General features: G+C 65.7%; 23 protein-coding genes. 13 read left to right on the plus strand and 10 right to left on the minus strand.

The window, feature by feature from the left end; all coding sequences use genetic code 11:
* Positions 1-51: 51 nt before the first annotated feature.
* Positions 52-975, minus strand: a complete 924-nt coding sequence (locus FFS08_RS02370; RefSeq protein ID WP_137862784.1) for an ABC transporter ATP-binding protein — start codon at positions 973-975, stop codon at positions 52-54.
* 48 nt (positions 976-1023) lie between these two features.
* Positions 1024-2073: a sensor histidine kinase gene (locus FFS08_RS02375; protein ID WP_171012429.1), complete on the minus strand. Its 1050-nt coding sequence runs from the start codon at positions 2071-2073 to the stop codon at positions 1024-1026.
* Positions 2074-2215: 142 nt separating this feature from the next.
* Here FFS08_RS02375 and FFS08_RS02380 point away from each other — a divergent pair, with 142 nt between their 5' ends.
* Entirely contained in the window at positions 2216-2449 is a 234-nt protein-coding gene (locus FFS08_RS02380) for a zinc-finger domain-containing protein (protein WP_137862782.1), read from the plus strand.
* Here FFS08_RS02380 and FFS08_RS02385 read toward each other — a convergent pair.
* Positions 2446-3531 (minus strand): sensor histidine kinase, encoded by a 1086-nt coding sequence (locus FFS08_RS02385; protein WP_137862780.1) that lies wholly within the window; start codon positions 3529-3531, stop codon positions 2446-2448. The two genes, FFS08_RS02380 and FFS08_RS02385, sit on opposite strands and share 4 nt — an antisense overlap.
* Positions 3532-3605: 74 nt before the next feature.
* On the opposite strand from FFS08_RS02385, the gene tldD reads away from it, so the two are divergent.
* Both tldD and FFS08_RS02395 read left to right on the plus strand, forming a co-directional pair.
* Positions 3606-5027 (plus strand): metalloprotease TldD, encoded by a 1422-nt coding sequence (gene tldD / locus FFS08_RS02390; protein ID WP_137862778.1) that lies wholly within the window; start codon positions 3606-3608, stop codon positions 5025-5027.
* Positions 5028-5297: 270 nt separating this feature from the next.
* The gene (locus FFS08_RS02395; RefSeq protein ID WP_137862776.1) at positions 5298-5513 is read left to right on the plus strand and encodes a hypothetical protein; all 216 of its coding nucleotides are present in this window, start codon (positions 5298-5300) and stop codon (positions 5511-5513) included.
* A gap of 347 nt (positions 5514-5860) precedes the next feature.
* Here FFS08_RS02395 and FFS08_RS24180 read toward each other — a convergent pair whose 3' ends face one another.
* The 3 genes from FFS08_RS24180 to FFS08_RS23360 form a co-directional block, all read right to left on the minus strand.
* The gene (locus FFS08_RS24180; protein ID WP_137862774.1) at positions 5861-6103 is read right to left on the minus strand and encodes a transposase; all 243 of its coding nucleotides are present in this window, start codon (positions 6101-6103) and stop codon (positions 5861-5863) included.
* 440 nt (positions 6104-6543) lie between these two features.
* A complete protein-coding gene (locus FFS08_RS02405) occupies positions 6544-10923 on the minus strand; it encodes an RHS repeat-associated core domain-containing protein (protein WP_137862773.1) in 4380 nt (1459 codons plus the stop codon).
* 174 nt (positions 10924-11097) lie between these two features.
* Complete coding sequence (locus FFS08_RS23360) at positions 11098-11697, minus strand: Ig-like domain-containing protein (RefSeq protein ID WP_171012432.1); 600 nt, start codon at positions 11695-11697, stop codon at positions 11098-11100.
* A gap of 353 nt (positions 11698-12050) precedes the next feature.
* On the opposite strand from FFS08_RS23360, the gene FFS08_RS02415 reads away from it, so the two are divergent.
* The 3 genes from FFS08_RS02415 (at position 12051) to FFS08_RS02425 (ending at position 13629) form a co-directional block, all read left to right on the plus strand.
* Positions 12051-12365: a CPBP family glutamic-type intramembrane protease gene (locus FFS08_RS02415; RefSeq protein ID WP_137871806.1), complete on the plus strand. Its 315-nt coding sequence runs from the start codon at positions 12051-12053 to the stop codon at positions 12363-12365.
* 9 nt (positions 12366-12374) lie between these two features.
* A complete protein-coding gene (locus FFS08_RS02420; RefSeq protein WP_137865040.1) occupies positions 12375-13310 on the plus strand; it encodes a DUF5996 family protein in 936 nt (311 codons plus the stop codon).
* A gap of 118 nt (positions 13311-13428) precedes the next feature.
* A complete protein-coding gene (locus tag FFS08_RS02425; protein ID WP_137865039.1) occupies positions 13429-13629 on the plus strand; it encodes a putative signal transducing protein in 201 nt (66 codons plus the stop codon).
* A 1-nt stretch (position 13630) separates the two neighbouring features.
* Here FFS08_RS02425 and FFS08_RS02430 read toward each other — a convergent pair whose 3' ends face one another.
* Both FFS08_RS02430 and FFS08_RS02435 read right to left on the minus strand, forming a co-directional pair.
* A complete protein-coding gene (locus FFS08_RS02430) occupies positions 13631-14065 on the minus strand; it encodes a hypothetical protein (RefSeq protein WP_212741941.1) in 435 nt (144 codons plus the stop codon).
* 188 nt (positions 14066-14253) lie between these two features.
* Complete coding sequence (locus FFS08_RS02435) at positions 14254-14853, minus strand: TetR/AcrR family transcriptional regulator (protein WP_137865037.1); 600 nt, start codon at positions 14851-14853, stop codon at positions 14254-14256.
* Positions 14854-14913: 60 nt separating this feature from the next.
* Here FFS08_RS02435 and FFS08_RS02440 point away from each other — a divergent pair, with 60 nt between their 5' ends.
* From FFS08_RS02440 to FFS08_RS02460, 5 genes are all read left to right on the plus strand, one after another.
* On the plus strand, positions 14914-15528 hold the full coding sequence (locus FFS08_RS02440) for a glutathione binding-like protein (RefSeq protein ID WP_137865036.1): 615 nt from the start codon (positions 14914-14916) through the stop codon (positions 15526-15528).
* A 123-nt stretch (positions 15529-15651) separates the two neighbouring features.
* Positions 15652-16815: a lycopene beta-cyclase CrtY gene (crtY, locus tag FFS08_RS02445; protein WP_137865035.1), complete on the plus strand. Its 1164-nt coding sequence runs from the start codon at positions 15652-15654 to the stop codon at positions 16813-16815.
* Positions 16812-18290 carry a phytoene desaturase gene (locus tag FFS08_RS02450; protein ID WP_171012433.1) on the plus strand — a complete coding sequence of 493 codons (1479 nt, stop codon included), beginning with the start codon at positions 16812-16814 and terminating at the stop codon, positions 18288-18290. Before crtY ends, FFS08_RS02450 begins: the two co-directional genes overlap by 4 nt.
* 64 nt (positions 18291-18354) lie before the next feature.
* Complete coding sequence (locus FFS08_RS02455; RefSeq protein ID WP_137865033.1) at positions 18355-18936, plus strand: LOG family protein; 582 nt, start codon at positions 18355-18357, stop codon at positions 18934-18936.
* Entirely contained in the window at positions 18933-19877 is a 945-nt protein-coding gene (locus FFS08_RS02460; RefSeq protein ID WP_137865032.1) for a phytoene/squalene synthase family protein, read from the plus strand. The genes FFS08_RS02455 and FFS08_RS02460 overlap by 4 nt, the downstream gene beginning before the upstream one ends.
* On the opposite strand, the gene FFS08_RS02465 is transcribed toward FFS08_RS02460, so the two are convergent.
* Entirely contained in the window at positions 19874-20113 is a 240-nt protein-coding gene (locus FFS08_RS02465; RefSeq protein ID WP_137865031.1) for a hypothetical protein, read from the minus strand. The two genes, FFS08_RS02460 and FFS08_RS02465, sit on opposite strands and share 4 nt — an antisense overlap.
* A gap of 82 nt (positions 20114-20195) precedes the next feature.
* Between FFS08_RS02465 and FFS08_RS02470 the strand changes: the two genes are divergently transcribed.
* Both FFS08_RS02470 and FFS08_RS02475 read left to right on the plus strand, forming a co-directional pair.
* Complete coding sequence (locus tag FFS08_RS02470) at positions 20196-22022, plus strand: ABCB family ABC transporter ATP-binding protein/permease (RefSeq protein ID WP_249341289.1); 1827 nt, start codon at positions 20196-20198, stop codon at positions 22020-22022.
* Between the two features lie 5 nt (positions 22023-22027).
* A complete protein-coding gene (locus FFS08_RS02475; protein ID WP_137865030.1) occupies positions 22028-22948 on the plus strand; it encodes an alpha/beta fold hydrolase in 921 nt (306 codons plus the stop codon).
* Between the two features lie 47 nt (positions 22949-22995).
* Here FFS08_RS02475 and FFS08_RS02480 read toward each other — a convergent pair whose 3' ends face one another.
* Positions 22996-24456: a helicase HerA domain-containing protein gene (locus FFS08_RS02480; protein WP_137871807.1), complete on the minus strand. Its 1461-nt coding sequence runs from the start codon at positions 24454-24456 to the stop codon at positions 22996-22998.
* Between the last annotated feature and the right edge of the window lie 87 nt (positions 24457-24543).

Below are 24543 nucleotides of genomic sequence, written 5' to 3' on the forward strand. Positions count from 1 at the left end.
AAATGATTTGCCCCGCTCCCTTCACTTTGCGGGGAGCCGCCGCCGCGTGCGTCAGCCGTTCGCCGCCCGGGTGAGGTTGAGGAACACGTCCTCCAGGTCCGCCTCGCGCGTTGAGACGTCGACGATGCCCAGGCCGGCGCCCTGCACCGCGCCCAGCACTTCGCCGGCATTGGCCTGGTCCTTGCGATAGGTGATGACCAGCGTGCGCTCGCCCTTCATCTCCACCTTCTGGAAACAGGGATTGGCCGGCGGCGTCGCCACGTCGCGATCGACGGTAACCTCGACCACCTTTTCCTGCGCCATCCCCACCAGCTCGCGCGTCGGCTTGTTGGCGATCAGCTTGCCATGGTTGATGATCGCGATCCGGTCGCACAATTGCTCGGCTTCCTCGAGATAATGAGTGGTCAGCACCACCGTCACCCCGCGCTGGTTGAGCTGGCGCACATAGGCCCAGAGCTGCTGGCGCAGCTCGACGTCCACGCCCGCGGTCGGCTCGTCGAGCACCAGCACCGGCGGCGAATGCACCATCGCCTTGGCCACCATCAGCCGGCGCTTCATGCCGCCCGAGAGCGTGCGTGAATAGGCATCGGCCTTGTCCTCCAGATGGACTGCGCGCAGCAGCTCCATCGCGTCGAACCGGTCCCTGGCCACGCCGTAGAGCCCGGCCTGGATCTCCAGCGTCTCCTTGGGCGTGAAGAAGGGATCGAAGATGATCTCCTGGTTGACGATGCCGATGCTCGCCTTGGCGTTGCGCGGATGCGCGTCGATGTCGAAGCCCCAGATCGAAACCTTGCCGCCGGTCTTGTTGACCAGCCCCGCCAGGATGTTGATCAGCGTCGACTTGCCGGCGCCGTTCGGGCCGAGCAGCCCGAAGATCTGCCCGCGCGGCACGTCGAAGGTCACCCCGTCGAGCGCGCGCTTGCCGCCCTGATAGGTCTTGGAGAGATCTTGGATCGCGATGGCAGCCTGAGTCATGCGCCCGCGCATATCGCGTTGCGGCGGTCCGGCAAAGGCCCGGCGGCATCAGGCGGCGTCGCGCAGCCCGTCGGCGGGGGAGATGGGCAGCCGGATCGTCGCGCGATAGCCCCGGTCGATCGGCCCCCCTTCCAGCGAGGCGGCATCGGCATAGACCATCTCGAGCCGGCTGCGCGTGTTGGCCAGGCCGATGCCATGGCCGTCGCGCGGGCCATGGGGCGCATTCTGCCCCTCCCAGCGATTCTCGACCGTCAGCACGAGCATGTCGTCCTCGCGCCGGGCGCGTATCGCGATCGCGCTTTCGCCCGACACGGCCTCCACGCCGTGCTTGATCGCATTCTCGACCAGGGGCTGGAGCAGGAAGCTCGGGACCGGCACGGTGCCGAGCCCCGCGGCGACGTCGATCGTGATCTCCAGCCGTTCGCCGAAGCGCGCGCCTTCGATCTCGAGATAGCGTTCCACCGTCTCCAGCTCCTCGGCAAGCGGCAGGCTCTGGGTCTCGATGTCCATCGATGCCTGGAGGAAATTGGCGAGCCCCTCGGCCATCTGGTTGGCTTCGGTGGTTCGCCCGGTCACGATCAGGCCAGAGACGACGTTGAGCGAATTGCACAGGAAATGGGGGTTGAGCTGCAGGCGCAGCATGGTGAGTTCGGTCTCCAGCCGTGCCACCCTGGCCTCGGCCAGTTCGCGCTCGCGCTCGCGGATCTTGCGGATCGTGCCGGTGATGACGAACAGCGAGAGATTGCAGGCGTCGATCATCATATAGATGGTGGTGACGACGAGCAGCGCCTGGCCGGAATGATCGGGAATGCGCGTCGGCAGGAATTCGTGCGCGGCGAACTGGCCGCCATAGTCCACCGCCATCTGGAGCGCGGCGGTGCCGATCAATACCGCCAGACCGACTGGAATGGCGACCCGCAATCGCTTGCCGACTGCCCAGCGCAGCATCGCATAGGGCAGCGCGACCAGCAGGATCGCCGTGCTGGTTCCCCAGATCAGAGTAATCCATTCGCCCAGGCCCACCACTTGGCCGGAGAGAATTTCCGCCGGCATGATCACCGACATCACCGCGCCCCACAGCACTGCGGTCAGCTGCACGGCTTGCCTGGGGGCGGGCGGAACGATGTCGAACCGGTTCGTCATGGCGCGGCAGGATACGGATACAGGGCCTGGATAAGCAAGTGTCGCGGAATCCCTCGCACGCGTTGCGGGACGCTGCCGCCCTTGCTATCGGCGACTCATGACCGCGCCCCTGCCCGAGACCATCCGCACCGCCTCCGCCCGCGTCGCCTGCGACGGCACCGGCCCCGGCCTGCCCGCTGCGCTGGGCCATCCGCGCGTGTTCCTGCAGATCGACGAGCATGGCTATGTCGATTGCGGCTATTGCGACCGCCGCTTCGTGCTGATCGGCGGCCCGGCCGACGGCGCCGACCAGGGCCGGCTGCCCGATCATCCGGCCGGCGCGAGCGTCTAGGGCCCGTCTTCGGCCAGCTTGAGCGGGAGCCGCACCGCCGCGCGGAAACCGCCCGCGACCGGGCCGGTCTCCAGCGAGGCTTCACCGGCGAACAACATCTCGAGCCGTGTGCGGGTGTTGGCCAGGCCGATGCCCAGGCCCGGCCGGGCCGGCGCCGCGACCGCCGCCGCCGCCGATCGGTTCTCCACCGTCAGCACCAGCTCCGTGCCCGCCCTGGCCGCCGCGATGTGCAGGCTCGCCGCGCCGGCACTCGTCTCGACACCGTGCTTGATCGCATTCTCGACCAGCGGCTGGAGGAGGAAGCCCGGTATCAGCGCGGCATGCAGCGCGCCGGGCGCATCGGTCGCCACCGTCAGCCGTTCGCCGAAGCGCGCCTGCTCCAGATCGAGATAGCATTCGATCAGTTCCAGCTCGCGCGCCAGCGGCACCTCGGATCCGTCCAGGTCCATCGCGGCGTGGAGAAACTCGGCCAGGCCCTCTGCCAGCCGGTTCGCCTCGTCCGCCCGGCCGAGCGCGATCAGCCCCGAAAAGGCGTTGAGCGAATTGTACAGGAAATGCGGGTTGAGCTGGAGCCGCAGGACGGTGAGCTCGGTGCGGAGCCGAGCGATCTCGGCCGCGGCCAGGGCGCGCTCGCGGCTGCGGATCCGCTGGAGCACGCCCGTCACCACGAAGACGGCGCCGGCGCAGGCATAGATCAGGAAGTAGATGATCCGGACGATCAGCGTCTCTTCGGGCGAATGCGTGGAAAGGCGGGTGGGGAGCAGGTCGTGGATGAGCGCCTGGATGCCGAAGTCGTTCGCGGTCTGCATCACGGCGGCGCCGGCGAGCGCGATCAGGCAGATCGCGAAGCCCAGCCAGAGCGGCTTGCCGTTGCTCGCCCGCAGGCCGAGATAGACCGTCAAGGTCAGCGCCGCGCCCGAGAGCATCACCCCTGCCTGCGCCAGCCATTCGGCACCGCGGAGCTGGCCGGCGGCGGCCAGGCCCGGCAGCAGGATCGCCGCGATGCCGGCCCACAGGATCGCGCCGAGCCGGGCAGCCTGTCGCGGCGGGGGAATCTGGAAATCCAGTTCGGGCATGCGCATCGGCGGCGGATGCTAGCCCCGGTATCCGCGCAAAGCCATATGGCGTCCGCCAGCGGCGCGCCTATATCTGCGGCATGTACAGCGATCCACGCAACTTCCTCTATCGCGACGGCTTCGATCCCGAGGCCGCGGCAAAGCTCACGGCCGAGGCGCTTCGCAGCGCGGAGGATGGCGAGCTCTATCTTCAATATCGCAAGACCGAGGCGTTCGGCTTCGACGACGGCCGGCTGAAGACCGCCTCGTTCGACACGCAATCGGGCTTCGGCCTGCGCGCCGTGTCGGGCGAGACGACGGCATTCGCCCATGCGAACGAGATCTCGCCCGCGGCGATCCGCCGCGCCGCCGAGACGATGGCGCTGATCGACCCGTCGAAACAGGGCAAGGCGTCGCCGCCCCAGGGCAACAACCGCCATCTCTATACGCACGAGGATCCGCTCGACCTGGTTCCCTTTGCCGACAAGGTGAACCTCTGCCAGTCGATCGACGCCGCCGCGCGCGCCCGCGATCCGCGCGTCGTGCAGGTCTCGGTCGGGCTCACCGGATCGTGGAGCGTGGTGGAGATCGTCCGGCCCGACGGCTTCATCGCCACCGACGTCCGCCCGCTGGTCCGTCTCAACGTGTCGATCGTGGTCGAGCAGAACGGGCGGCGCGAGACCGGCAGCTTCGGCCTGGGCGGCCGGACTCTCTACGACAATCTCTTCCGACCCGAGACCTGGAACCGCGCGATCGATGAGGCGCTGGCCCAGGCGCTGGTCAATCTCGACGCAGTCGATGCGCCGGCCGGCGACATGACCGTGCTGTGCGGTCCCGGCTGGCCCGGCGTGCTGCTCCACGAAGCAGTCGGCCATGGCCTCGAAGGCGATTTCAACCGCAAGGGCACCTCGGCCTTTTCGGGCCGGATCGGCGAACGCGTCGCGGCGCCGGGAGTCACCGTGGTCGATGACGGCTCGATCATGGACCGGCGCGGTTCGCTCTCGATCGACGACGAGGGCACGCCCACGCGCGAGACCATCCTGATCGAGGACGGCATCCTCAAGGGCTATATGCAGGACCGGCTCAACGCCCGGCTGATGGGCGTCGCGCCCACCGGCAACGGCCGGCGCGAATCCTTCCAGCATGCGCCGATGCCGCGCATGACCAACACCTTCATGAAGGGCGGCCAGGACGATCCCGCCGAGCTGCTGAGCCGAGTGAAGAAGGGCATCTATGCCAAATCCTTCGGCGGCGGGCAGGTCGACATCGTGTCGGGCAAGTTCGTCTTCTCCTGCACCGAGGCGTACAGGATCGAGGACGGCAAGCTCGGGGCGCCGATCAAGGGCGCCACGCTGATCGGCGACGGCCCCTCGGTGCTCACGCGCGTCACTGGTATCGGCAACGACTTCGCGCTCGACGAGGGCGTCGGCATGTGCGGCAAGGGCGGGCAGAGCGTGCCGGCCGGAGTCGGCCAGCCGACCCTGCTGGTCGAAGGGCTGACGGTGGGCGGCACCGCGGCGTGATCCGGGCCGGGCGCCGTCTCCGCGCGGCGCTCGGCACCTGACCGGGCGCGCGCGGCCGGGGGCGGGCCGCATTCGAACTCCTTTGGGGTTTGCCCCTGGTCGCGCTGCTTGCCTTCGCGGCCGGGCTCGCCAGGTTCGATCCGATGGCATTCGGCCCGCGCAATGGCTGGCATTGTTCCTACCCAGTTAGGACCGCCGCATATCCAAGATAGGCATGCCTCAGAGGGGGCCTTCGGTGACCGGACGGCTCGATTGGGTATCGAGTGATCCTTGCCGACTGTCGCGGGTTGCTGGGTCGGCCTGGCCCGAACCGAGGCGGATTCGGCGCGCCCGGACAGATCGTCGGGTGCGGCAGCTCTCAAGCGCAAGCTCAAGGAGTTCGAGCGCGTCGTCATGCGCGCCGACAAAGCCGATCACAGCTTCTCCGCCATGATCTACCTCACCGCCGCCGTCATCAATCGCGATGGATCCCCGCCACACCGTTGAGCGATGTCACTACTGCAGTCCGAGGCGGCTTGCCCCAGACTTTACCTGCCATCGGACGCCAAGCACGAATTAGGTTAATTCATGATCAAACATTCGATGCCTGGCCGATAATTTCATGACAATTCTTGCATTTCCTGGGAACATATAGAGGGTTTAACCAAGTTCCCAGAGTATCGCCTCTTTGAAAGAACAGAACACTACCGCAATTTTTGCAGGTATCAGTAAAAACCATTATAATAACCGGCATTGCCGACAGAATGGACAAATAGTAATTCGTTCTTAAGAAGGCGATGAAAATCATCCCGACAGCCAAGAGAACCAACGCCCGCCTGATCGAGACGGCCGATCTATATGAGATAATCATCATTTGCGCGGCGTCCCTGGGTTTCCAATTTTTGTGGCGCCTTCAGCGTTTGCTTCAAGCGGGGCAGCGTATGCCGTATCTCCATGCCGCCATGCGTCGCCTGCCACCTGTAGAACGTCGCACTGCTCACGCCGCGCTTGCGGTGCATATCTGCCATGGTTGCTCCGGCTTCCCGCTCCCGCAAAATCGCGATGATCTGTTCCTCGGTGAATCGGATCTTCGACAGGTCACAAGCCTTCTCGAAGCGGACTCTGCATCAAACCGGAGGATTCGCCGGGGAGCACATCACAGGCAGAGAAGCGCGTGCCCGGTGAGCCACGAGCATTCAGGGCAACGACGGAAGGGTCGCCCGCAAGGCTCAATTGGAGTTAGTTGCTATCCGTCCGGGGTCGAGGAAAGCGCAATGTAATGCAAAAGCACAAACATTACCTAATCAACAAAATCGCCATACACATATCGATTCAATAATCTATCGCTCACTTCTTCTTCCATTCCACACAACCCAAATAACTCCGAAGAAGAGTGGCGCGAATAATATTCTTGAAATAAACTCCTCATCCAATCCGAATATTTCCTTCTTGAAAAACCAAGAGTTTATTTGGCCAGCGATGGCAATCGCCATCAATACGGCCACAATAATTCTCTGCCTCAAAGGGTACATTTAAGTTACTCCGGGCAATCCACCTGACTGGGTGCCAGCCAGTTAGCCAATCCAATAAGGGCGCCGGCAACATTGCCTACCACAGTGTGAACATCTTCCGCCTTGCGCCTCGTTCCATTTTGCCATCCCCTGGGAATTGTCGCCTTCAAAGCCCGGCTGATCACAACACCGGTCGATAAGGAAGCAACCCCAGCCAGAGCATTGTGAAAATTCCCGCTACCGTACCCCTGCGCGAAGCCTCCAGCAATTTGCAAGCTCCCAGCCCCCAGGCCGAAGGCCGCACCAGTCTCAACTGTAGCCACTCCGGCTGTAATGAGCGCAGGATTGCCAATAATCACCCCAGCACCGGCCGCCATGGCACCATATTTCGTGAGACCATAGGACACATCGCCCACCTGACCCGAGAGCTTCACCACAGTGTTTCCAGCCCTGCAAACCTCCTTCTTGTACGGCCTGGCGTCGACAAATGCTTGCAGTTGAGTGATTAGCGCACGAGGGCGCAAAGCCCAGAGAGCATCCCTCCCTCCGAAGTCGTAGCGTACGCCGGAGTTCGAATCCGGGAACCGGTCACCATATTCTCGACCGCCGCCACCGCCATTCCCCGGCGTACCATGGCTATTGTAATTGCCGCAGAGCATGAAGGCCGGACAGTCTGAAGTACCTGTCGGATCGATATTGTTGATGGGATCGTTCGAAGCATAACGATACAAATTCAAGCCATCGCCATAGCCGATAGGATCCGACTGCATGAACCGCCCAAGCGTGGGCGAGTACATGCGCGCCTTGAAATCATACAGGCCGATGTTGGAAAACCACTTCTGCCCCGTGAATTGGAAGCGACCCTGATTGCCGTAACGCGGAATACCATATTCGTCGTAGCTATTCGTCGCGATGCTCGTGCCGCTGGCATCGGTTATCGCAATCACCGAACCGCGTTCATCCGTATGAAGCCAGCGAGGATTGGAAAGATCGCTTCCTTCATAGGAAATCAGCACCTCGTCACCGTTCGCATAACGACGCAGCAGCGTGCCGTTCGACTGATTTACCTCCGCGATCAGGTCGGTGCCATCATACAGAAGCGCGGTGTCCGGGCCGCCATAGTCGAGCACACCTCGATACAGTCGATCCAGCGGATCGTGCGCCAGCGGGGCCGCCGCGCCGACCATCTGATTCGCCACTGTATAGGTATATGCCTCCACTCCGGCAGGGCCGCTCGCCGAATTCAGATTGCCCCCGGCATTGTAGCCGTAGGAAGTGTATCCCGTGCTGGCGTTGCCGGCGCTGGTAATCTGATTGAGACTGTTCGCCGTATAGGTTCGGTCGATATTCGGGCTGGGGGCCGGGTACGAGGTCCAGGAATATTCCGAATTCGAAGCACGACGCTGGACTATCTGCCCCGCAGCATTGCGCGTCAGCCCGATCGTCAGATCCCTTGCGGTGCCGCCAAGGTCCTGCACCACCTCGCGAAGCTGCGACGCATCATCATAGGCATAGCCCGACTGGGTGCCGTTGGCGCGGCCGATGCCGATACGGCGTCCGAGATCATCATAAGTGAAGGACACCAGTGCGCTGCCGCCGCTGTTGCGGATCGCACTGATCTCGCCCGACGTCCGATATTCATAGCTCACGCTATTCCCATCGGCCCATGTCAGCCCGGTGCGCTGCCCGGCCGAATTATAAGCGAATGAGGCACTGCCCATCGCATAGGCATTGTCGGTCTGGCCGGTCTTCCGCCCCAAGGCATCATAGGCAAAGGTAAGCACGCGACCGGTGCTGTCTTCCGCGCGGGTCAGATTGCCGAAATTATCATAGGCATAGCCCTTGTCGGTTTCGCCACTGACCGAATTGGGCAGATCCTTGCTGACGACGCGATCGAGCGCGTCATAGCCGATCGCGGTCGTCTGGCCGTCGCGCGTGCGCTTGCTGGTGACATTGCCCGATGGGTCATATTGGAGGGATTCATAGCTTCCGTCGGGGAAGGTCGTGGTGGTGAGCCGATCGAACCCATCATAGCCATAGGCGGTGGTATTCCCCTTGGCATCGGTGACATGCGCGACCTTGCCGTTGTTGCCATAGTCCTGAGTGAGTTCGTCCACCTGCACCGAGGTGCCATATGCCGCGGTGACCTTCGTCAATCGGCCGGCGTCATCATAGGCATATTTGGTGATGCGATCCGGCCCTGCCGCGCCAGCCGTGCCCGACACGCAGGCCGATGCCGGAAGCGAGGCGAAGACGGCAGGGTTCATCCGCAGGGCAACGCAATCCAGATTGCCCGCCACATCATAGCTGTACTGCCTGACTTGCAGCGCGACGCCAGCGCCGAGTTCGGTCTCCTGAACCTTCTGGCCATTTGCATTGTAGATGGTCTGCGACGCCTGCGACGCAGTGAAGCTCGCGAGGTCGGTGGCCTGGGCCGGAACCGTGCCGAGTTCCACCTGCGTCAGCTTGCCATCCGCATCATAGCCGTAGCGCTTGGCCACCTTGCGCCGCGTACCTGTTCCGTCGGGATCGGCGCCGACCTCTCCCACGACCTTGCCGGCACGATCATATATCCACCGCGTCGTATCGGCAGCACCCGGGAGCGGACCGTCTTCGCTGGTGCGGTTGCCGAACGCATCATAGGTATTGGTAGTCGTCATCTGGATCGAGCCATCGCCCGATTGCAGGGTCGTCTGGGTCGGCTGCAGCACGTTGGCGCCGTAGCTGAGCGTCAGCCTCCGCTCGCTGGCGGTCCCCACACAGCCATGCCCACCCCCGGGGCAGGAGAATGCACGGATCGGGACCCAGGCGCCTGAAAGGAATGCATATGTAAAGTCCGTTCGAGGACCTCCCATCCCCGGCACAGCCTCGGGCCCCTCGACCGCGGCAATGCCGCCGCCGAAATTGCTATAGCTGTAGTTGGTGATCTTCCCACGCGCGTCGGTCGTCCAGAGTGGCTTGTAGCAAATCGCAATGTCCGTGCAGATGCCGCCGGGAAGCAAGCTGGTCCAATAGTCGGAGCGAGTGACGATATCCGGAGCCGGACTGGCGGGTGCTGCCTTGACCGTTACCGTTTCGAAGCGAGGACTGGCGCCACGATCCCATTTCGACGTGCTGTTCCATTGTGTGATGCCTCCGTTCGGACGGGTTTCCTGGGTCCTCCGGCCGATCGAATCATATTGCCACTGCACCTCCTTCAAATTCTCGTCGCGGAAGAGAATCAGGTTCTGCTTCGAGTCGAAGGTATACACCCGCGACTTCCCCAGCGGATTGGTGCGGGTGGTGACAAAGCCCGCAGCCACGCTGCCCGTACGCGTATAGTTCCAGTTATTACCGGCGGCATCCGTCAGCGTTACGTTGTTATATCCGCCGGTCGCGTATTGATACGTGCCAAAAGTGACCCTGACCGCATCGATGCCGGGGTTACTGGGCCGACGAACCGAAACCCAGCCGACACTCGTATTGAGCGGCATATTTCGAAGATACTGCGTGGTATTCCCAAGCGTATCCGTGAAGCTGCTCCTGTTGGTATAGGTAGCTCCACCGAGCGCATCGACATCATATGCCGGCGCCACATTGTAACCATAGGCGGCGGTTCGCGAACAAGTCACCTGGCCGCTGCACGCCCCCTGCTGGTCGGAAGAGGCGACCGCGGAGGTAACGTCATAGGACGGGGAACTGTAATGCCCGTTGTCCTTGAAGCGCGTATAGTTAAGCGCGAGCCTCAGCCCGATGCTGTTCGAGATGCTGGTGACATCGGATTCCTTGTAGCCGCCGATGAATTCGGACCGGGTAGTATAGGTAAAATTGGCATAGACGCCGCTCGCCGCCGTCCATTTGGAGATCTTCGTGCAGTTTATGTTGCCGACGGCGGCGACGCTGGCAGTGCGCCCGCAGGCCGTCGCGTTGGAGACAACGAATCGCAACTCGTCCCCGTCGCCGGAATAATAGGTGTAGACGGTAACACCGGATTCCGTTGTCTTGCGGATTTCGCCCCCGTAACCATCGGCGGCACCGTAGAATCCGTTGCCCGACCCCCCGAATCGACGCTTGATGTCGCCGAGCGTTAAGTCGAACTCATACGGGTCGCCGACAAGATTCTCCGAGCCCCCGCGCCAGGGATCAAAGAAAACCTTCAGCGACATTTCGACACTGAAACCGCGACCGCGCGACAGGCTGAGGCGCTCGGGGAACTTTCCGGTTCCGATCGACACATCCTCGGTTCGACTGACGTAATTCAGCGTCGCCATATCGATACCGTTCTCGTCGACGGTATCCACCGTGACCGGTTCCGTTGCAGTGGTTTGCGCGAGGCTCGGCGCTGCCAGTCCAGAGCAGAGTATGGTCGAGAGGATCAGCCGCGCGTGCAGAAGCCGGCGGGATTTTCTGTCGGGGCGATTGATCATCTTGATTTATCCCTGATTATCAATGCTTTAATGAATTTTCGCTGCCACATGCCCGCCAGATCCATATGTCTTTCGGGAAGCGAGGCTGGATGCGGAAAGGGCAGACCGAGCAGCGTGTGGAGGATGGGCGTCGATCGTCGCCTGCCAGACAAGGCGACGCCACGCCGCCGCCCATCAAAGCTCGCCGGACCTGATTTCACAAACCTTCTGGGTGCCGGTGACTGTCACCGTCACGGTCCCGGTCGCGGTGGCGCCAAGAGAGTCGGCAACGACGTAGGAAAAGATCAAATTACCTGGCCAGCCAGAATCAATCTGGACTGTCGTGCTGTTGACTATCGAGATACCGGGCCCTGAAACGCTCACGAGAGACAGCGGTACATTGCCGTCCGGATCATAGTCGTTCGCCAGAACGTCCAGCGTGGTGCTCATAAAGCACATCATCGATTTACTATCGGCAACTGCCACGGGCGGCGAATTCGTCGGGGTTGGCGTGGGTGTCGGGGTGGGGGTGGGTGTTGGGCTCACGGTGGGGATCGGCGTGGGCGTTGCACATGCCGGGATTGCCCCGGTTCCCTTGGCGTAATGCACCCGATTGCCTGCGGCATCGAAACAGGTGGCCATCACGACGCCCGTGTTCGGGCCGCCACCTGTCGCCGATCCCGTCAGGCGCCCCTGCGCATCATATTGATAATTGGTCGCTTCCTGCGCATGCGCAGGAAGCGTCGAGAACGCGATCGCAAGCAAGCTCGCACGCGCAAGCAAATCAAAGCGCATAGCCCATCCCCCGCTACTAGTTCCTGCGAACCATCAGCGACGCGGCCAGCCACCCCGGAACACCGGTGCGGAACGACGATTGCGACCTGAAAGCCCCCCAATGAGTTTCTAAGAAGTAAGATACATGTTTCTGAAATATTTCGAAAATCACAGATACAACCGAATCCGTGACAGCTTCTGATGCCAGATCTATTTTTTACGCCGCACCTTCGGGTGACTGCGATGCTTGATCGGGGAAATGATAACTGGCTGAATTAAATGGATTCCTTTGGCGGCAATTTCTGAGGCGGCGTTATCCGCGAAAATGCGACCTTGAGGCGCTCCTATCCGGTCCCGACATCTTCTTCGGCCTGATGCTGGTGCCGGTGCCGGGCGAGGAACTGGTATTCCGCGCGCTGTTCGTCCCTCTGCCCGATCGCCCTTTCGCGCCGTGGCAATGGGCGCTCGCGGTCAGCGCGTTCGTCCTTTGGCATCCCCTTCCGGCGCTGACCTACGGCCCGCCCTGGTCGGCGACCTTTCTCGAGCCGGGTTTCCTGGCCGTCGTGGCGGTGCTCGGCACCTTGCTCGTTCGCCTCTATCGCGCCACCGGGAGCATCTGGCCGCGCGTTCTCGTCCACTGGTCGGTCGTGGCCGGGTGGCAGCTGTTGTTCGTCGGACCGATCGGATAGAGTGGGAGCATGACCCAGGCGTTGCCCCAACTCGACTGGTCCGGCTGGCGCGAGACCGCGCAGCATCTGCACCTGATCACCCAGATGCTCGGCAAGATCCGCCTCGCGCGGACGCCCTGGCTCAACCATGGCTGGCACGTGGCGCTCTATCCGACGGCGCGCGGCCTCACCACCGGCCCGGTGCCCTGCACCGAGGCGATGCTCCAGCTCGATCTCGATCTGCAGGCCGGCGAGCTCCGCCTCTCGACGGACAGCGGCGGCGAGGCCGTTCTGCCGCTCGGCCCGGGGAGCATCGCCGATTTCCACGCGGCGCTGGTCGGCGCGCTCGTCGCGCTTGGCGTACCCGTGAAGTTCGACGGCACGCCGAGCGAGCTTCCCGATGCCGTCGCCTTTGTGCGGGACATCGCTCCCCGGCCCTGGGATGCCGAGGCGGTACGCGACTTCCACCGCGCGCTGCTCTGGGTGGACCGGGTCTTCCAGCAGTTCCGCACCGGCTTTCTCGGCAAGGCCAGCCCGGTGCATTTCTTCTGGGGCAGTTTCGATCTGGCGGTGACGCGCTTTTCCGGCCGGACGGCGCCGCTGCATCCCGGGGGCATCCCGGGACTTCCCGATGCCGTGACCTGCGAAGCCTATAGCCATGAAGAGGCGAGCGCCGGCTTCTGGCCCGGCAGCGATGCGTTCCCGAAGGCGGCCTTCTACGCCTATGGCTATCCCGCGCCCGCCGGCTATGGGGAGGCGAAGCTCCCGGCGCCCGCCTATTACGACGCCGGTCTCGGCGAATGGCTGCTCGAATATGATGCGGTGCGCGCGGCGGAAGACCCCGGGGCGTTGCTGCTGGATTTCCTCCAGGCGAGCTATGATGCCGTCGCGGACCTCGGCCATTGGGACCGCGCCCATCTCGAATGCGTGCCGGGTGTCCCCCGCCGCCCACGGCAGGTGCAATAGCCGGCATGCTCGCGCGTTCCGGCGATCGACGCGCGCCCGTCGGGCGCCGGTACCCCTTCCCGCCGACGCTTGGCAGCCACGGGCTGCCCGCTCGCAATCTCATCCGGGAGCTTCACTGATGCCGCTCGTCGAACTCGGCCGCTACGATCGGCAGGAAGCCTTCATCGTCCAGGGGCGGCTGGAGGATGAAGACATCCCCAGCTTCGTGTTCGACGCCGGGACCAGCATCGCCGATGGCTCGTACCTGCTGATCCCGGTGCGCGTGATGGTGGACGACGAGGATCTGGCGCGGGCGCGCGCGATCCTCGCCGCCGCCTAGCTCAGGTCACGATCTTGACGGGTATCGTCGCGATCGCCTTCTTGCCGCAGAGGATCACGACTTCCTTGTACTTCGGGAGCGCGCGCTTGATCTCGGCCTTCACTTCCTGCGTCGTCACGACCTGTGGAGCCGGGCCGGTCGGCGCAAATGCGACAAAGTCGAAATACTGGGTCGGCGGAAGGTTCTTGGTGGTGGCGCCCCGGTTGAGCATCAGTTTCCAGCCGCCCGTCGGCGTGGTCGCCTGCCCGGTGACGTGAAGCGTCGGTGTCATGTGGGGTCCCGGCATCTTGTCGAGCCACGCCTTCCAGCCGGCCGTCTTGACCTTCTCGCAGGCATTGACCGGTGCGGCCGCGATCTTGGCCGATGTCCCCGAAACGTTCGCCGTGGCGGCATTCGATGCCGCGTAGCCGGTGGTGAGTGTCGCAATGACGGCCAAGCAAGGCCAGGCTATGCGCTGCATGTTTCCATTCTCCCCATGAGTCGTGGTTGGGGAATGCTGCGCTCGTTGGGATAGAAGTCAAACGGGTTCGCCGCCGAAATGGACATGAACTGCAGGACGTTCGATTGCAGCTTGATAATAAAGCTATTTGACGCCTTCGCCGATGATCGCGGGGAAGTATTTGATCATGCCAGCAGCAGCGAAGTCGCTTTCTTCGCGATGGCAATCAGTTCGGCGCGCGGAGTGCCGGCGCGGGCCCGGGTGCTCAGCGAATGGATCACCGAGGATGCGATTTGCGCGTCGCCGCGCGGATCGGCGCTGCCGGCCTGTTCCATCAGCTTCTCGATCCATTCGTCCTGCAATTGCACGAAGCCGGCCAGCGCCGCGCGGATATCGGCATCGGCCACTGCCTCGGCCGCCGCGGTGTTCACCGCGATGCAGCCCGAAGGGCCGTACTCGCCGGTCAGAAAGCCTTCGATCGCGCCGAGGAACAGCGCCTTGAGCATCTTCTCCGGCGGATAGTGAACATCGTGGAGCGCGGCGAAGGTCGAATCGACAATGGCGTGCGTACGCGCGAGGCCGGCAAGGTACAGCGCCTTCTTGTCTCCGAACGTCGCATAGAGGCTCGGCCGGTTCACGCCTGTCGCCGCGGCCAGTTCGTCGAGCGAGGTATTGGCATAGCCGAGCGTGCGGAAGCGCTGGAGCGCGGCGCGCAACGCCGCCTCCTGGTCGAACTTGCGCGGCCGACCCCGCCCGCGCGGCGCTATTTTTGTATCGTTTCGCATTATATTCCTTGACGCCCCGATTTTTGTGCGAGATCGTACAAAAATCAAGGGAGACTCGTCATGAAGCTCTATTTCACGCCTTTCGCCTGTTCGCTCGCGGCGCGCATCGCGCTTGAGGAGGCCGGGCTCGACGCCGAATATGTCCAGGTGCCCAGCGACCTGCGCCTGCCGGACGGGCGCGATTTCACCGAGATCTCGCCGATGGGCTATGTTCCGGCGATCGAGACCGGTGCGGGCTTCGTCCTTACCGAAGGGCCGGCGGTGCTCACCTACATCGCCGAGCTGGCGCCCGAGGGTTCGCTCAGCTTCACCGGCTTTTCCGATGCGCATTACCGGATGCTCGCCTGGCTGAACTTCGTCAGCACCGAGCTGCACAAGGCAGTGTTCATGCCGATCCTCGGCAAGGGCTATGGTGCGGTCGAGCAGGATGCGGCGCGCGCCCGCCATGCCCGGCCCTTCGCGGTGCTGACCCGGCATCTCGAGGGTCGCGAATATCTCGACGATCGCTTCACCGTGGCCGACGCCTATCTGCTCGCGGTGCTCAACTGGTGCGAATATTCGAAGGTGCCGATCGCCGAATGGCCGGTGCTGGCGGCCTATCGCGAACGCGTGCGCGCCCGCCCGGCGGTGGCGCGCGCGATGGCCGCCGAATGGCCGTTGCTCAAGGCCGCCTGAACCTTCGTTCCGAGCTCGGGGCGTGACCGTATCGCGGTCGCTCCCGCCACGCCTGCCCCTTCCGCTCGCGCGGGAGGGGCATTTTTGTTGGAATCGCGCGAATCGCTGGGTTAGGCCTGTGCCATGCCCGCAACGATCAACTGCGACGTGGCGATTGTCGGCGGGGGTCTTGCCGGCGGGCTGATCGCGCTCGCGCTGCGCCGCAGGCGCCCGGATTGCGACGTGCGCATCGTCGAGGGCGGCAGCCGGATCGGCGGCAACCATCTCTGGTCCTTCTTCGCCACCGATGTCGCGCCGGCCGATCGCTGGCTCACCGCGCCGCTGATCGGCCATGGCTGGACGAGCTACGACGTCGCCTTCCCGGCGGTCTCACGGACCCTGCGCACCGGCTATTATTCGATCGAATCGCGCCGCCTCGACCAGGTCGTGCGTGCCGAGCTGCCCGCGCACGCAGTGATGACCCGGCGCAAGGTGCTAGCCGCCAGCCCGACCGCAGTCGTCCTTTCCGACGGCGACCGGATCGAGGCCAAGGGGGTGATCGATTGCCGCGGCCCCGCCGACCTCGCGGCGCTGCGCTGCGGCTGGCAGAAATTCCATGGCCGCGAGCTGGCGCTGGCCGAGGCACACGGGCTGGAGCGGCCGAAGCTGATGGACGCCACGGTCGAGCAGCTCGACGGCTATCGCTTCGTCTATGCGCTGCCGTTCAGCCCCACCTGCGCCTTTGTCGAGGATACTTATTACAGCGACACGCCGGAGTTCGACGCGGCGCTGCTCGGCAGGCGGATCGATGCCTATGCCGATGCGCAGGGCTGGCAAGTCGATCGCGTAGTGCGCGAGGAGGGCGGGGCGCTGCCGGTGGTGATGGGCGGCGATTTCGAAGCCTATTGGCAGGCGGGCGGCAACAAGGTGGCCAAGGCGGGCGCGCGCGCCGGCCTGTTCCACCCGCTCACCAGCTATGCGCTGCCCGATGCGGTGCGCACCGCCGTGCTCGTCGCCGCGGCGAGCGATCTCGGCGGCCCGGCGCTTCACCGCCTGCTGCACGATTTCGCCCGATCGACATGGCGCCGCCGCCATTTCTACCGCATGCTCGCCGCCATGTTGTTCAAGGCCGCCGAACCCATGGAGCGCTACCGCATCCTCCAGCGCTTCTACCGGCTCGATCCCCAGCTGATCGGGCGTTTCTATGCGGGGCATTCCACCCTGCTCGATCGCATGCGGCTGGTCTCGGGCAAGCCGCCGGTGCCGATCGGCCGCGCGCTCCTGGCGATACGGGAGTCGTTGCGGTGAAGCGCGCGGTGGTGGTCGGCGCCGGGATCGGCGGGCTCGCGCTCGCGATCCGGCTGCAATCGGCGGGCGTCGAGACAGTGGTGCTGGAGGCGCGCGACAAGCCGGGCGGGCGCGCCTATTTCTGGGAAAGGGACGGCTTCACCTTCGATGCCGGCCCCACGGTGATCACCGCGCCCGAGGCACTGCGCGAGCTCTGGCAGCTTTCCGGGCACGACATGGCCGCGGATGTGAAGCTGAAGCCGGTGACGCCCTTCTACCGCCTCTCCTGGCCCGACGGCACGCGTTTCGACTATTCGAACGACGACCATCAGCTCGCCGCCGAGATCGCGCGGCTGGAGCCGCAGGACGTCGCCGGCTATGGCCGGTTCCTCGAATATGCCGCCGGCGTGTACGAGGAAGGCTATGTGAAGCTCGGCCATGTCGCGTTCCAGGACGTCATGGCGATGGTCCGCGCCGCGCCCGCCCTCGCCAAATACGGCGCGTGGCGATCGGTCTATGCCAAGGTGGCGAGCTTCATCCGTAACGAGAAGCTGCGCCAGGCTTTCTCCTTCCACACGCTGCTGGTCGGCGGAAACCCGATGACGGCGAGCGCGATCTATGCGCTGATCCACCAGCTGGAGCGCCAGAGCGGAGTCTGGTGGGCCGAGGGCGGCACCAACCGGCTGGTCGCCGGGATGGTCCGCCATTTCGAGCGGCTGGGCGGCAGGTTGCGGCTCGGCGATCCGGTGACGGCCATCGACACGCTGGGCGATCTGGTCACCGGGGTGCGCACGGCGGGCGGCCATGAGCTGCAGGTCGATGCGGTCGCCTGCAATGCGGACGTGGTCCACAGCTATCGCGACCTGCTGAAGGGCTCGCGCTCCAGCCAGCGGGCGGCGCAGTCGCTGGTGCGCAAGCGCTTCTCGCCGTCGCTGTTCCTCGTCCATTTCGGCGTGCGCGGGACCTTTCCCGAGATCGCGCACCATTCGGTCCTGTTCGGCCCCCGCTATCAGGGGCTGCTCGCCGACATCTTCGATCATGGCGTGCTGAGCGAGGATTTCTCGCTCTATCTCCACCATCCCAGCGCCAGCGATGCCGCGATGGCGCCGGCCGGGCATGCGACCTTCTACGCGCTGGCGCCGGTGCCGCATCTCGGCAAGTTCCCGGCCGACTGGAACGAGATCGCCCCGGTGCTGGAGGCGCGCATCCTCGCCGAGATCCAGCGCCGGCTGATCCCGGACCTCCAGGATCGGATCGTGACGAAGTTCAGCTATGCCCCGCCCGATTTCCGCGACGATCTGGGCGCGCATCTGGGGTCTGCCTTCAGCCTCGAGCCGATCCTCTCCCAGAGCGCCTGGTTCCGCACCCACAATCGCGACGATGCGATCCACAACCTGTTCTTCGTCGGCGCGGGCACGCATCCCGGCGCCGGCATCCCCGGCGTGGTCGGCAGCGCGAAGGCGACCGCTGCGCTGATGCTCGGCGACGGCAAGTGAGCGGCTTGCCCCCGCGCGCATTCTGGCCGAAGGCGGGGGAAACCATGGCTATCGGGAAGATCCAATGAAGCGTGTCGCAGTCTATTGCGGTTCGGCCACGCCGGCCGACCCCATCTATATCGAGGCCGCGCGCCAGGTCGGGCGCACGCTGGCCGAGCAGGGCATCGGCGTCGTCTATGGCGGCGGCAAGCTCGGGCTGATGGGCGCGGTGGCCGATTCGGCGCTCGCCGCCGGCGGCGAAGTGATCGGCGTGATCCCCGAGCTGCTCGTCAACGCCGAAGTCGCGCATCGCGGCCTCACCGAGCTCCACGTCGTCGACACGATGCACGAGCGCAAGGCGCGCTTCACCGAACTGGCCGACGGCTTTCTCAACCTGCCCGGCGGCACCGGCACGATGGACGAATTGTGGGAGGCGCTGAGCTGGGCGCAGCTCGGCTATCACACCGATCCGGTCGGCCTGCTCAACATCGCCGGCTATTACGACCAGCTCGTCGCGTTCTGGGAGCATATGGGCAAGGTCGGCTTCGTCCGGCCGCAGCACCAGTCGATGCTGATCGTCGACACGACGCTGGACGGCCTGCTGGGCAAGATGAACGCCTATCAGCCGATCGTTCCGATCGTCCGCATGCAGCGCGACGATCTGTGAGTTCGCGCCTTCCTGGGCGTGCCGCGTTCGTCGCGACCGCGCAGGAAGCGATCGCGCGGGGCTCGGGAAGCTTCGCCGCCGCCAGCCGGCTGTTCGACCGGCGGACGCGCGAACGGGCCTGGCTGCTCTATGCCTGGTGCCGCGCCTGTGACGATCTTGCCGACGGGCAGGATCATGGCGGCGCGGCGCAGGCGGCGGATGCCCGGGCCGGCCTGGCCCGCATCCGGCTGCTCACCGAAGCGGCGCTTGCCGGGCAGCAGGTGGGCGATCCAGCCTTCGACGCGCTGCGCATCGTGGCGGCGGAGACCGGCCTGCCGCACCATTTGGTGTGGGATCTGGTCGAGGGTTTCGCGCTCGACGCGGCCGGCTGGCGTCCCCGGCACGCCGCGGATCTCCATCGCTATTGCTATCATGTCGCCGGCGCGGTCGGCTGCATGATGGCCGTGATCATGGGCATCCCGCCGGAAGATACGGCGACGCACGACCGTGCCTGCGATCTCGGCATTGCCTTCCAGCTCGCCAATATCGTCCGCGACATCGATGCGGACGACCGGATGGGCCGTTGCTACCTGCCCGACGACTGGCTGGCCGAGATGGACATCCCGCCCGGCCAGCACATGAAGCCACCCTTCCGCCAGCGGCTCACGGTTCTCGCCGGCAGGCTCGCCGGCAGCGCGGCCGACTATGCCGCGAGCGCGCGGGCCGGCACCCCGGCGCTCGGCTTTCGTTCTGCCTGGGCAGTGCTCGCCGCCGCGGGCATCTATGGCGATATCGCGCGGAAGGTTGCCGATCGCGGCGAACATGCATGGGATCGCCGCGCAGCCACTTCCGGCTTCGAGAAGATCGGCTGGATCGCCCGCGCGTGGTGGCAGGCGCTGCGCCGCCGGGACCTGTATCGCGCCGCCCCGCGCGATCCCGCGCTCTGGACGCGACCCCGCTAGCGGCCCTTGCCACCCGCCTTCGCGGCGCCCGCTCCCGCCATTTCCGGGGTCTGGCGCTGGCAGGCGCCGGCGATGACCGGGAAGTCCAGATCGGCGTTGCGCCGCAGCGCATCGGCCATCGCTTCCTGGCAGCTCGCATGGCTGGTGTAGCGCGCCGGCTCGACCCGCGCCTGCCGGCAGTCGAGATTGTCGTCGCTGCAGCCCAGGATCGCCAGCAGGTAGAAGACCTGGTCCATCGCACCTTCCTTCCGGGGCATGCAACGTGCGGGAGCGGTCGACCGTTGCATCCCGGCGCCGATCGCCCCAGATTTGGCGGCGATGGCTTCCAATCCCGATGCACCCGCCGGCGAGCGCCCGATGCTCGCCACGTTGCGGCGTTTCCTCCCCTATCTGTGGCCCAGGGATGCGCCCGGCCTGCGCGTGCGCATCGTCATCGCGCTCGGCCTGGTGGTCGTGTCCAAGCTGGTCCAGGTCTATGGCGCGCCCTTTGCCCTGCAGGGTGCGATCGACCGGATGGCGGGCGGTTCGCGCGACGCGGTGTGGCTGGTGGTCGCACTGGTCGCCGGCTATGCGCTGGCGCGCTTCGGCACCGTGCTGTTCGACAATCTCCGCAACGCCGTGTTCGAGCGGGTGGGGCAGGATGCGACGCGCCGCCTGGGGTCGGACGTGTTCCGCCACCTGCACCAGCTGAGCCTGCGCTTCCATCTCGAGCGGCGCACCGGCGCGATCACCAAGGTGGTCGAGCGCGGCACCAAGAGCATCGACACGATGCTCTATTTCCTGCTGTTCAACATCGCCCCGACGATCCTCGAGCTCGCCATGGTGCTGGGCATCTTCTGGACGCGCTACGGCGCGTGGCTGGTCGCCGGCACGATGGCGATGGTGGTGCTCTACATCGCCTTCACCCGCTGGGTGACCGACTGGCGATCGAAGCTGCGCCAGCAGATGAACGACCTCGATACCGGCGCCGTCGCGCACGCTGTCGATTCGCTGCTCAACTTCGAGACGGTGAAATATTTCAACGCCGAGGCGCGCGAGGCGCAGCGCTACGAGAATGCCGTCACCGCCTATGCCCGCGCGGCGACCGTCAGCGAGAACAGCCTGGCCTGGCTCAATATCGGCCAGGCGCTGATCACCAACTTCATGCTCGGCGCGGGCATGGCGCTGGTGGTGTTCGGCTGGAGCAGCGGCAAGTTCACAGCGGGCGACGTGGTACTCGTCTCGACGCTGCTGTCGCAGCTCTTCCGCCCGCTCGACCTGCTCGGCATGGTCTATCGCACCATCCGCCAGGGCGTGATCGACATGGGCAGCATGTTCGACCTGCTCGATACCGGCACCGAGGTGCGCGACGCGCCGGGGGCCGCCCCGCTCGTCATTGCCCAGGGCCATGTCCGGTTCGAAGGCGTGCATTTCGGCTATGATCCCGAGCGCGAGATACTGAAGGGCATCGATCTCGACATTCCGGCGGGCGCCACCGTCGCAGTGGTCGGCCCCTCCGGCGCGGGCAAGTCGACGCTGGCGCGGCTGATGTACCGCTTCTACGACGTCACCGGCGGCCGCATCACCATCGACGGGCAGGACATTCGCGACGTCACCCAGACGTCGCTGCGCGGAAGCATCGGCATCGTTCCGCAGGACACGGTGCTGTTCAACGATACGATCGGCTACAACATCGCCTATGGCCGCGAGGGCGCGAGCGACGACGAGATCGCGTCGGCGGCGCGCGGCGCGGCGATCGCCGGCTTCATCCAGTCGCTGCCCGATGGCTTCGAGACTCGGGTCGGCGAGCGCGGGCTCAAGCTTTCGGGCGGCGAGAAGCAGCGCGTCGCCATTGCGCGCACGCTGGTCAAGAACCCGCCGATCCTGATCCTCGACGAGGCGACGAGCGCGCTCGACAGCCGGACGGAGGCGGATATCCAGGCGACGCTGGAGGCGATCGAGCACGGCCGGACCACCATCGTGATCGCGCACCGGCTCTCGACGGTGGTCCATGCCGACCGGATCATCGTGCTGGAGGCCGGCCGCGTCGCCGAGCAGGGCACGCACGCCCGGCTCTTGCGCAAGAACGGTCTCTATGCCGAGATGTGGGCGCGGCAGGCGCAGGAGCGTGCGGCCGAGGGCGGAGAGGAAGTCCCCGCCGAATAGGAGGGATGATGCTCTGGTTCCTGGTGGCGCTGGCAGTGGTGGTCGGCGCGCTCGTGCTCTGGTCGGCCTGGGTCTCGCGCGGCGTCGAGCGCTGGGTGCCGATGGACGGCAGGCACGTCGAGGTGCCCGGCGTGCGGATCCACTATGTCGAGACGGGCCCTGCCGACGCGCCCGCGATCGTGATGATCCACGGCATCATGAGCCAGCTGCGTGCCTTCACCTATGCGCTGGCCGGGCGGCTGGCCACCGACCGCCGGGTGATCGTGATGGACCGCCCCGGCTGGGGCTATTCCAGGCTCACCGGCCTCCGGCTCGACATTCCCGGCCAGGCCGATGCGATTGCCGCCGCGATCCGCGCGCTGGGGCTGGAGAAGCCCTTGCTCGTCGGCCATTCGATGGGCGGTGCAGTGAGCCTGGCGCTGGCGCTGCGGCATCCCGATACGGTTCGCGGCCTGGGCCTGATCTCGCCGCTCACCCAGCCGATCGCGGAGGCGCCCGGGCCCCTCAAGGGGCTGGTCGTGCCCGCACTGCTGCGTCCGCTGATCGCCTGGACGATCGCGGTGCCGCTCGCGATGCGCAACGGCAAGGCCACGACCGTGCGGGTGTTCGCGCCCGATCCGGTGCCCGGCGATTTCCCGATCAAGGCCGGCGGCGCGCTTGCCATCCGGCCGCGGAGCTTTCTGATGGGCTGCTACGAGATCGAGATGGCGCCACAGGTGATGCAGGCCCAGGCGCCACGCTATGGCGAGATCGGCCTGCCCGTCTCGATTCTCTATGGCCGGCAGGATGCGCTGCTCGATCCCGCGCTCCATGGCGGCAAGACTGCCGCGGACATTCCGAACGGCGCGGTCGAGATGCTCGATGGCGGCCATATGCTCCCGGTGACGCATGTCGATGCCACCGCGGCCTGGCTGCGCGGGCTGTAGGGCGGTTTCAGCGTCGCCGAAGCGGCGCGGTTCCGCTTGGGGCGCCTCTAGCCGCCGATCTCCGCCGGCTGGGTCGTCCAGCCGAGCCGCGGTATCGTGATCGAGCGCTTGCCCGACAGATCGGTGCGCGTCACGAACAGCTCGCGGCTCTCGATATACTGGAGCAGCCGGCGCACTCGGCCCAGCGAGCTGGTGCCATAGGTGGCGGCGATCTCGGTGTCGCTGGGGCAGGGGGCGCCCTCGCGCGCGGCGCGGGCGACGAGCAGGAACGGTCCCAGCATGTCGTCGGGCAGCGCACGCGCCGCCTCCAGCGCCTGGGCCCAATCGTCGTCCGGATCGCCATGGATGCCCGCGCGCGCAGCCGAGAGCCGGCGGACAAAGGCGGAGAGGTCCAGCGGCGGCCGGGCCAGCCCGACCATCCGGCAGCGCACCAGGAAATCCTGATAGAGCACCGAAGGCGAGCGATAGGCGCTCTCCGCATCGGCGACGATGTCGCGCAGCACATCGGCGATCTTGGCGGCGGCTTCCTCGGGATCGACTTCGGGGACTTCCTCGCGCGCGGGCACCGAGCGGGCGAGCGCCTCGAGCAGCCGGTCGGAAGCGAGCTGCGGGGCCTGGGCCGGGGCCGGCGGGGCGGGCGGCGTCCATTCCGGCTCGGCGGGGGCGAGGAGCAGGTCCTTCAGCTCGGCCGAGGGGGCCTCGGGCAGCGGGGTGAGCTTCGGGCTGCCGCTGCGCGCACTGGTTTCCACCGGGCCGATCTGGACCGAGATCGGCCGGCGCGACACGGCGGGGCCGAGCGCGAGGAAATGGCCGCGCGCCAGGTCGCGGATCGCCTCGGCCTGGCGCCGCTCCATGCCGAGCAGATCGGCGGCGCGCGCCATGTCGATGTCGAGAAAGGTGCGCCCCATCAGGAAGTTCGAGGCCTCGGCCGCGACGTTCTTGGCCAGCTTGGCGAGGCGCTGGGTGGCGATCACCCCGGCCAGGCCGCGCTTGCGCCCGCGGCACATCAGGTTGGTCATCGCCGAGAGCGAGGCGCGGCGCACGTCCTCGGCCACTTCGCCGCCGCCCGAGGGCGCGAACAGCTGCGCCTCGTCGACCACGACGAGCGCCGGATACCAATGGTCGCGCGGCGCATCGAACATCGCGTTGAGAAAGGCTGCGGCGCATTTCATCTGCCCCTCGGCCTCCAGCCCTTCCAGGCTGAGGACCACCGAAGCCCTGTGTTCACGAATCCGAGTGGCGAAGCGCGCGATCTCGCGCTCCGAATAATCGGCCGCTTCGATGGCGATATGGCCATATCTGTCGCCGAGGGTGACGAAGTCGCCCTCGGGATCGATCACCACTTGCTGGACATGGCCGGCGCTCCGCTCGAGCAGCCGGCGCAGCAGGTGCGACTTGCCCGACCCCGAATTGCCCTGGACGAGCAATCGCGTCGCCAGCAGCTCCTCGAGATCCATGGCGACGGCATCACCCTTGCCGTCCACTCCCATGTCCACGCGCACCGTCATCGCCGCACGCTTTGGCCGATGGCGGGGGCGGGGGGAAGCTCGGTTCGCCGAAAAGCTGTGGGCGGCGGGGCCGGCGGGCCGGCCACC

This window comes from Sphingomonas sp. 1F27F7B, from assembly GCF_005503355.1.
Taxonomy (GTDB): domain Bacteria; phylum Pseudomonadota; class Alphaproteobacteria; order Sphingomonadales; family Sphingomonadaceae; genus Sphingomonas.

Bases quoted from the DNA above. Each gene is read 5' to 3' on its own strand.
- FFS08_RS02465 (WP_137865031.1), bottom strand. From the start codon at position 20,113: ATGGACCAGGTCTTCTACCTGCTGGCGATCCTGGGCTGCAGCGACGAC.
- FFS08_RS02405 (WP_137862773.1), bottom strand. From the start codon at position 10,923: ATGATCAATCGCCCCGACAGAAAATCCCGCCGGCTTCTGCACGCGCGG.
- FFS08_RS02455 (WP_137865033.1), top strand. From the start codon at position 18,355: ATGAAGCGTGTCGCAGTCTATTGCGGTTCGGCCACGCCGGCCGACCCC.
- FFS08_RS02380 (WP_137862782.1), top strand. From the start codon at position 2,216: ATGACCGCGCCCCTGCCCGAGACCATCCGCACCGCCTCCGCCCGCGTC.
- FFS08_RS02425 (WP_137865039.1), top strand. From the start codon at position 13,429: ATGCCGCTCGTCGAACTCGGCCGCTACGATCGGCAGGAAGCCTTCATC.
- FFS08_RS02475 (WP_137865030.1), top strand. From the start codon at position 22,028: ATGATGCTCTGGTTCCTGGTGGCGCTGGCAGTGGTGGTCGGCGCGCTC.
- FFS08_RS02435 (WP_137865037.1), bottom strand. From the start codon at position 14,853: ATGCGAAACGATACAAAAATAGCGCCGCGCGGGCGGGGTCGGCCGCGC.
- FFS08_RS02420 (WP_137865040.1), top strand. From the start codon at position 12,375: ATGACCCAGGCGTTGCCCCAACTCGACTGGTCCGGCTGGCGCGAGACC.
- FFS08_RS02370 (WP_137862784.1), bottom strand. From the start codon at position 975: ATGACTCAGGCTGCCATCGCGATCCAAGATCTCTCCAAGACCTATCAG.
- tldD (WP_137862778.1), top strand. From the start codon at position 3,606: ATGTACAGCGATCCACGCAACTTCCTCTATCGCGACGGCTTCGATCCC.
- FFS08_RS02415 (WP_137871806.1), top strand. From the start codon at position 12,051: ATGCTGGTGCCGGTGCCGGGCGAGGAACTGGTATTCCGCGCGCTGTTC.
- FFS08_RS02440 (WP_137865036.1), top strand. From the start codon at position 14,914: ATGAAGCTCTATTTCACGCCTTTCGCCTGTTCGCTCGCGGCGCGCATC.
- FFS08_RS02385 (WP_137862780.1), bottom strand. From the start codon at position 3,531: ATGCGCATGCCCGAACTGGATTTCCAGATTCCCCCGCCGCGACAGGCT.
- FFS08_RS02470 (WP_249341289.1), top strand. From the start codon at position 20,196: ATGGCTTCCAATCCCGATGCACCCGCCGGCGAGCGCCCGATGCTCGCC.
- crtY (WP_137865035.1), top strand. From the start codon at position 15,652: ATGCCCGCAACGATCAACTGCGACGTGGCGATTGTCGGCGGGGGTCTT.
- FFS08_RS23360 (WP_171012432.1), bottom strand. From the start codon at position 11,697: ATGCGCTTTGATTTGCTTGCGCGTGCGAGCTTGCTTGCGATCGCGTTC.
- FFS08_RS02480 (WP_137871807.1), bottom strand. From the start codon at position 24,456: ATGACGGTGCGCGTGGACATGGGAGTGGACGGCAAGGGTGATGCCGTC.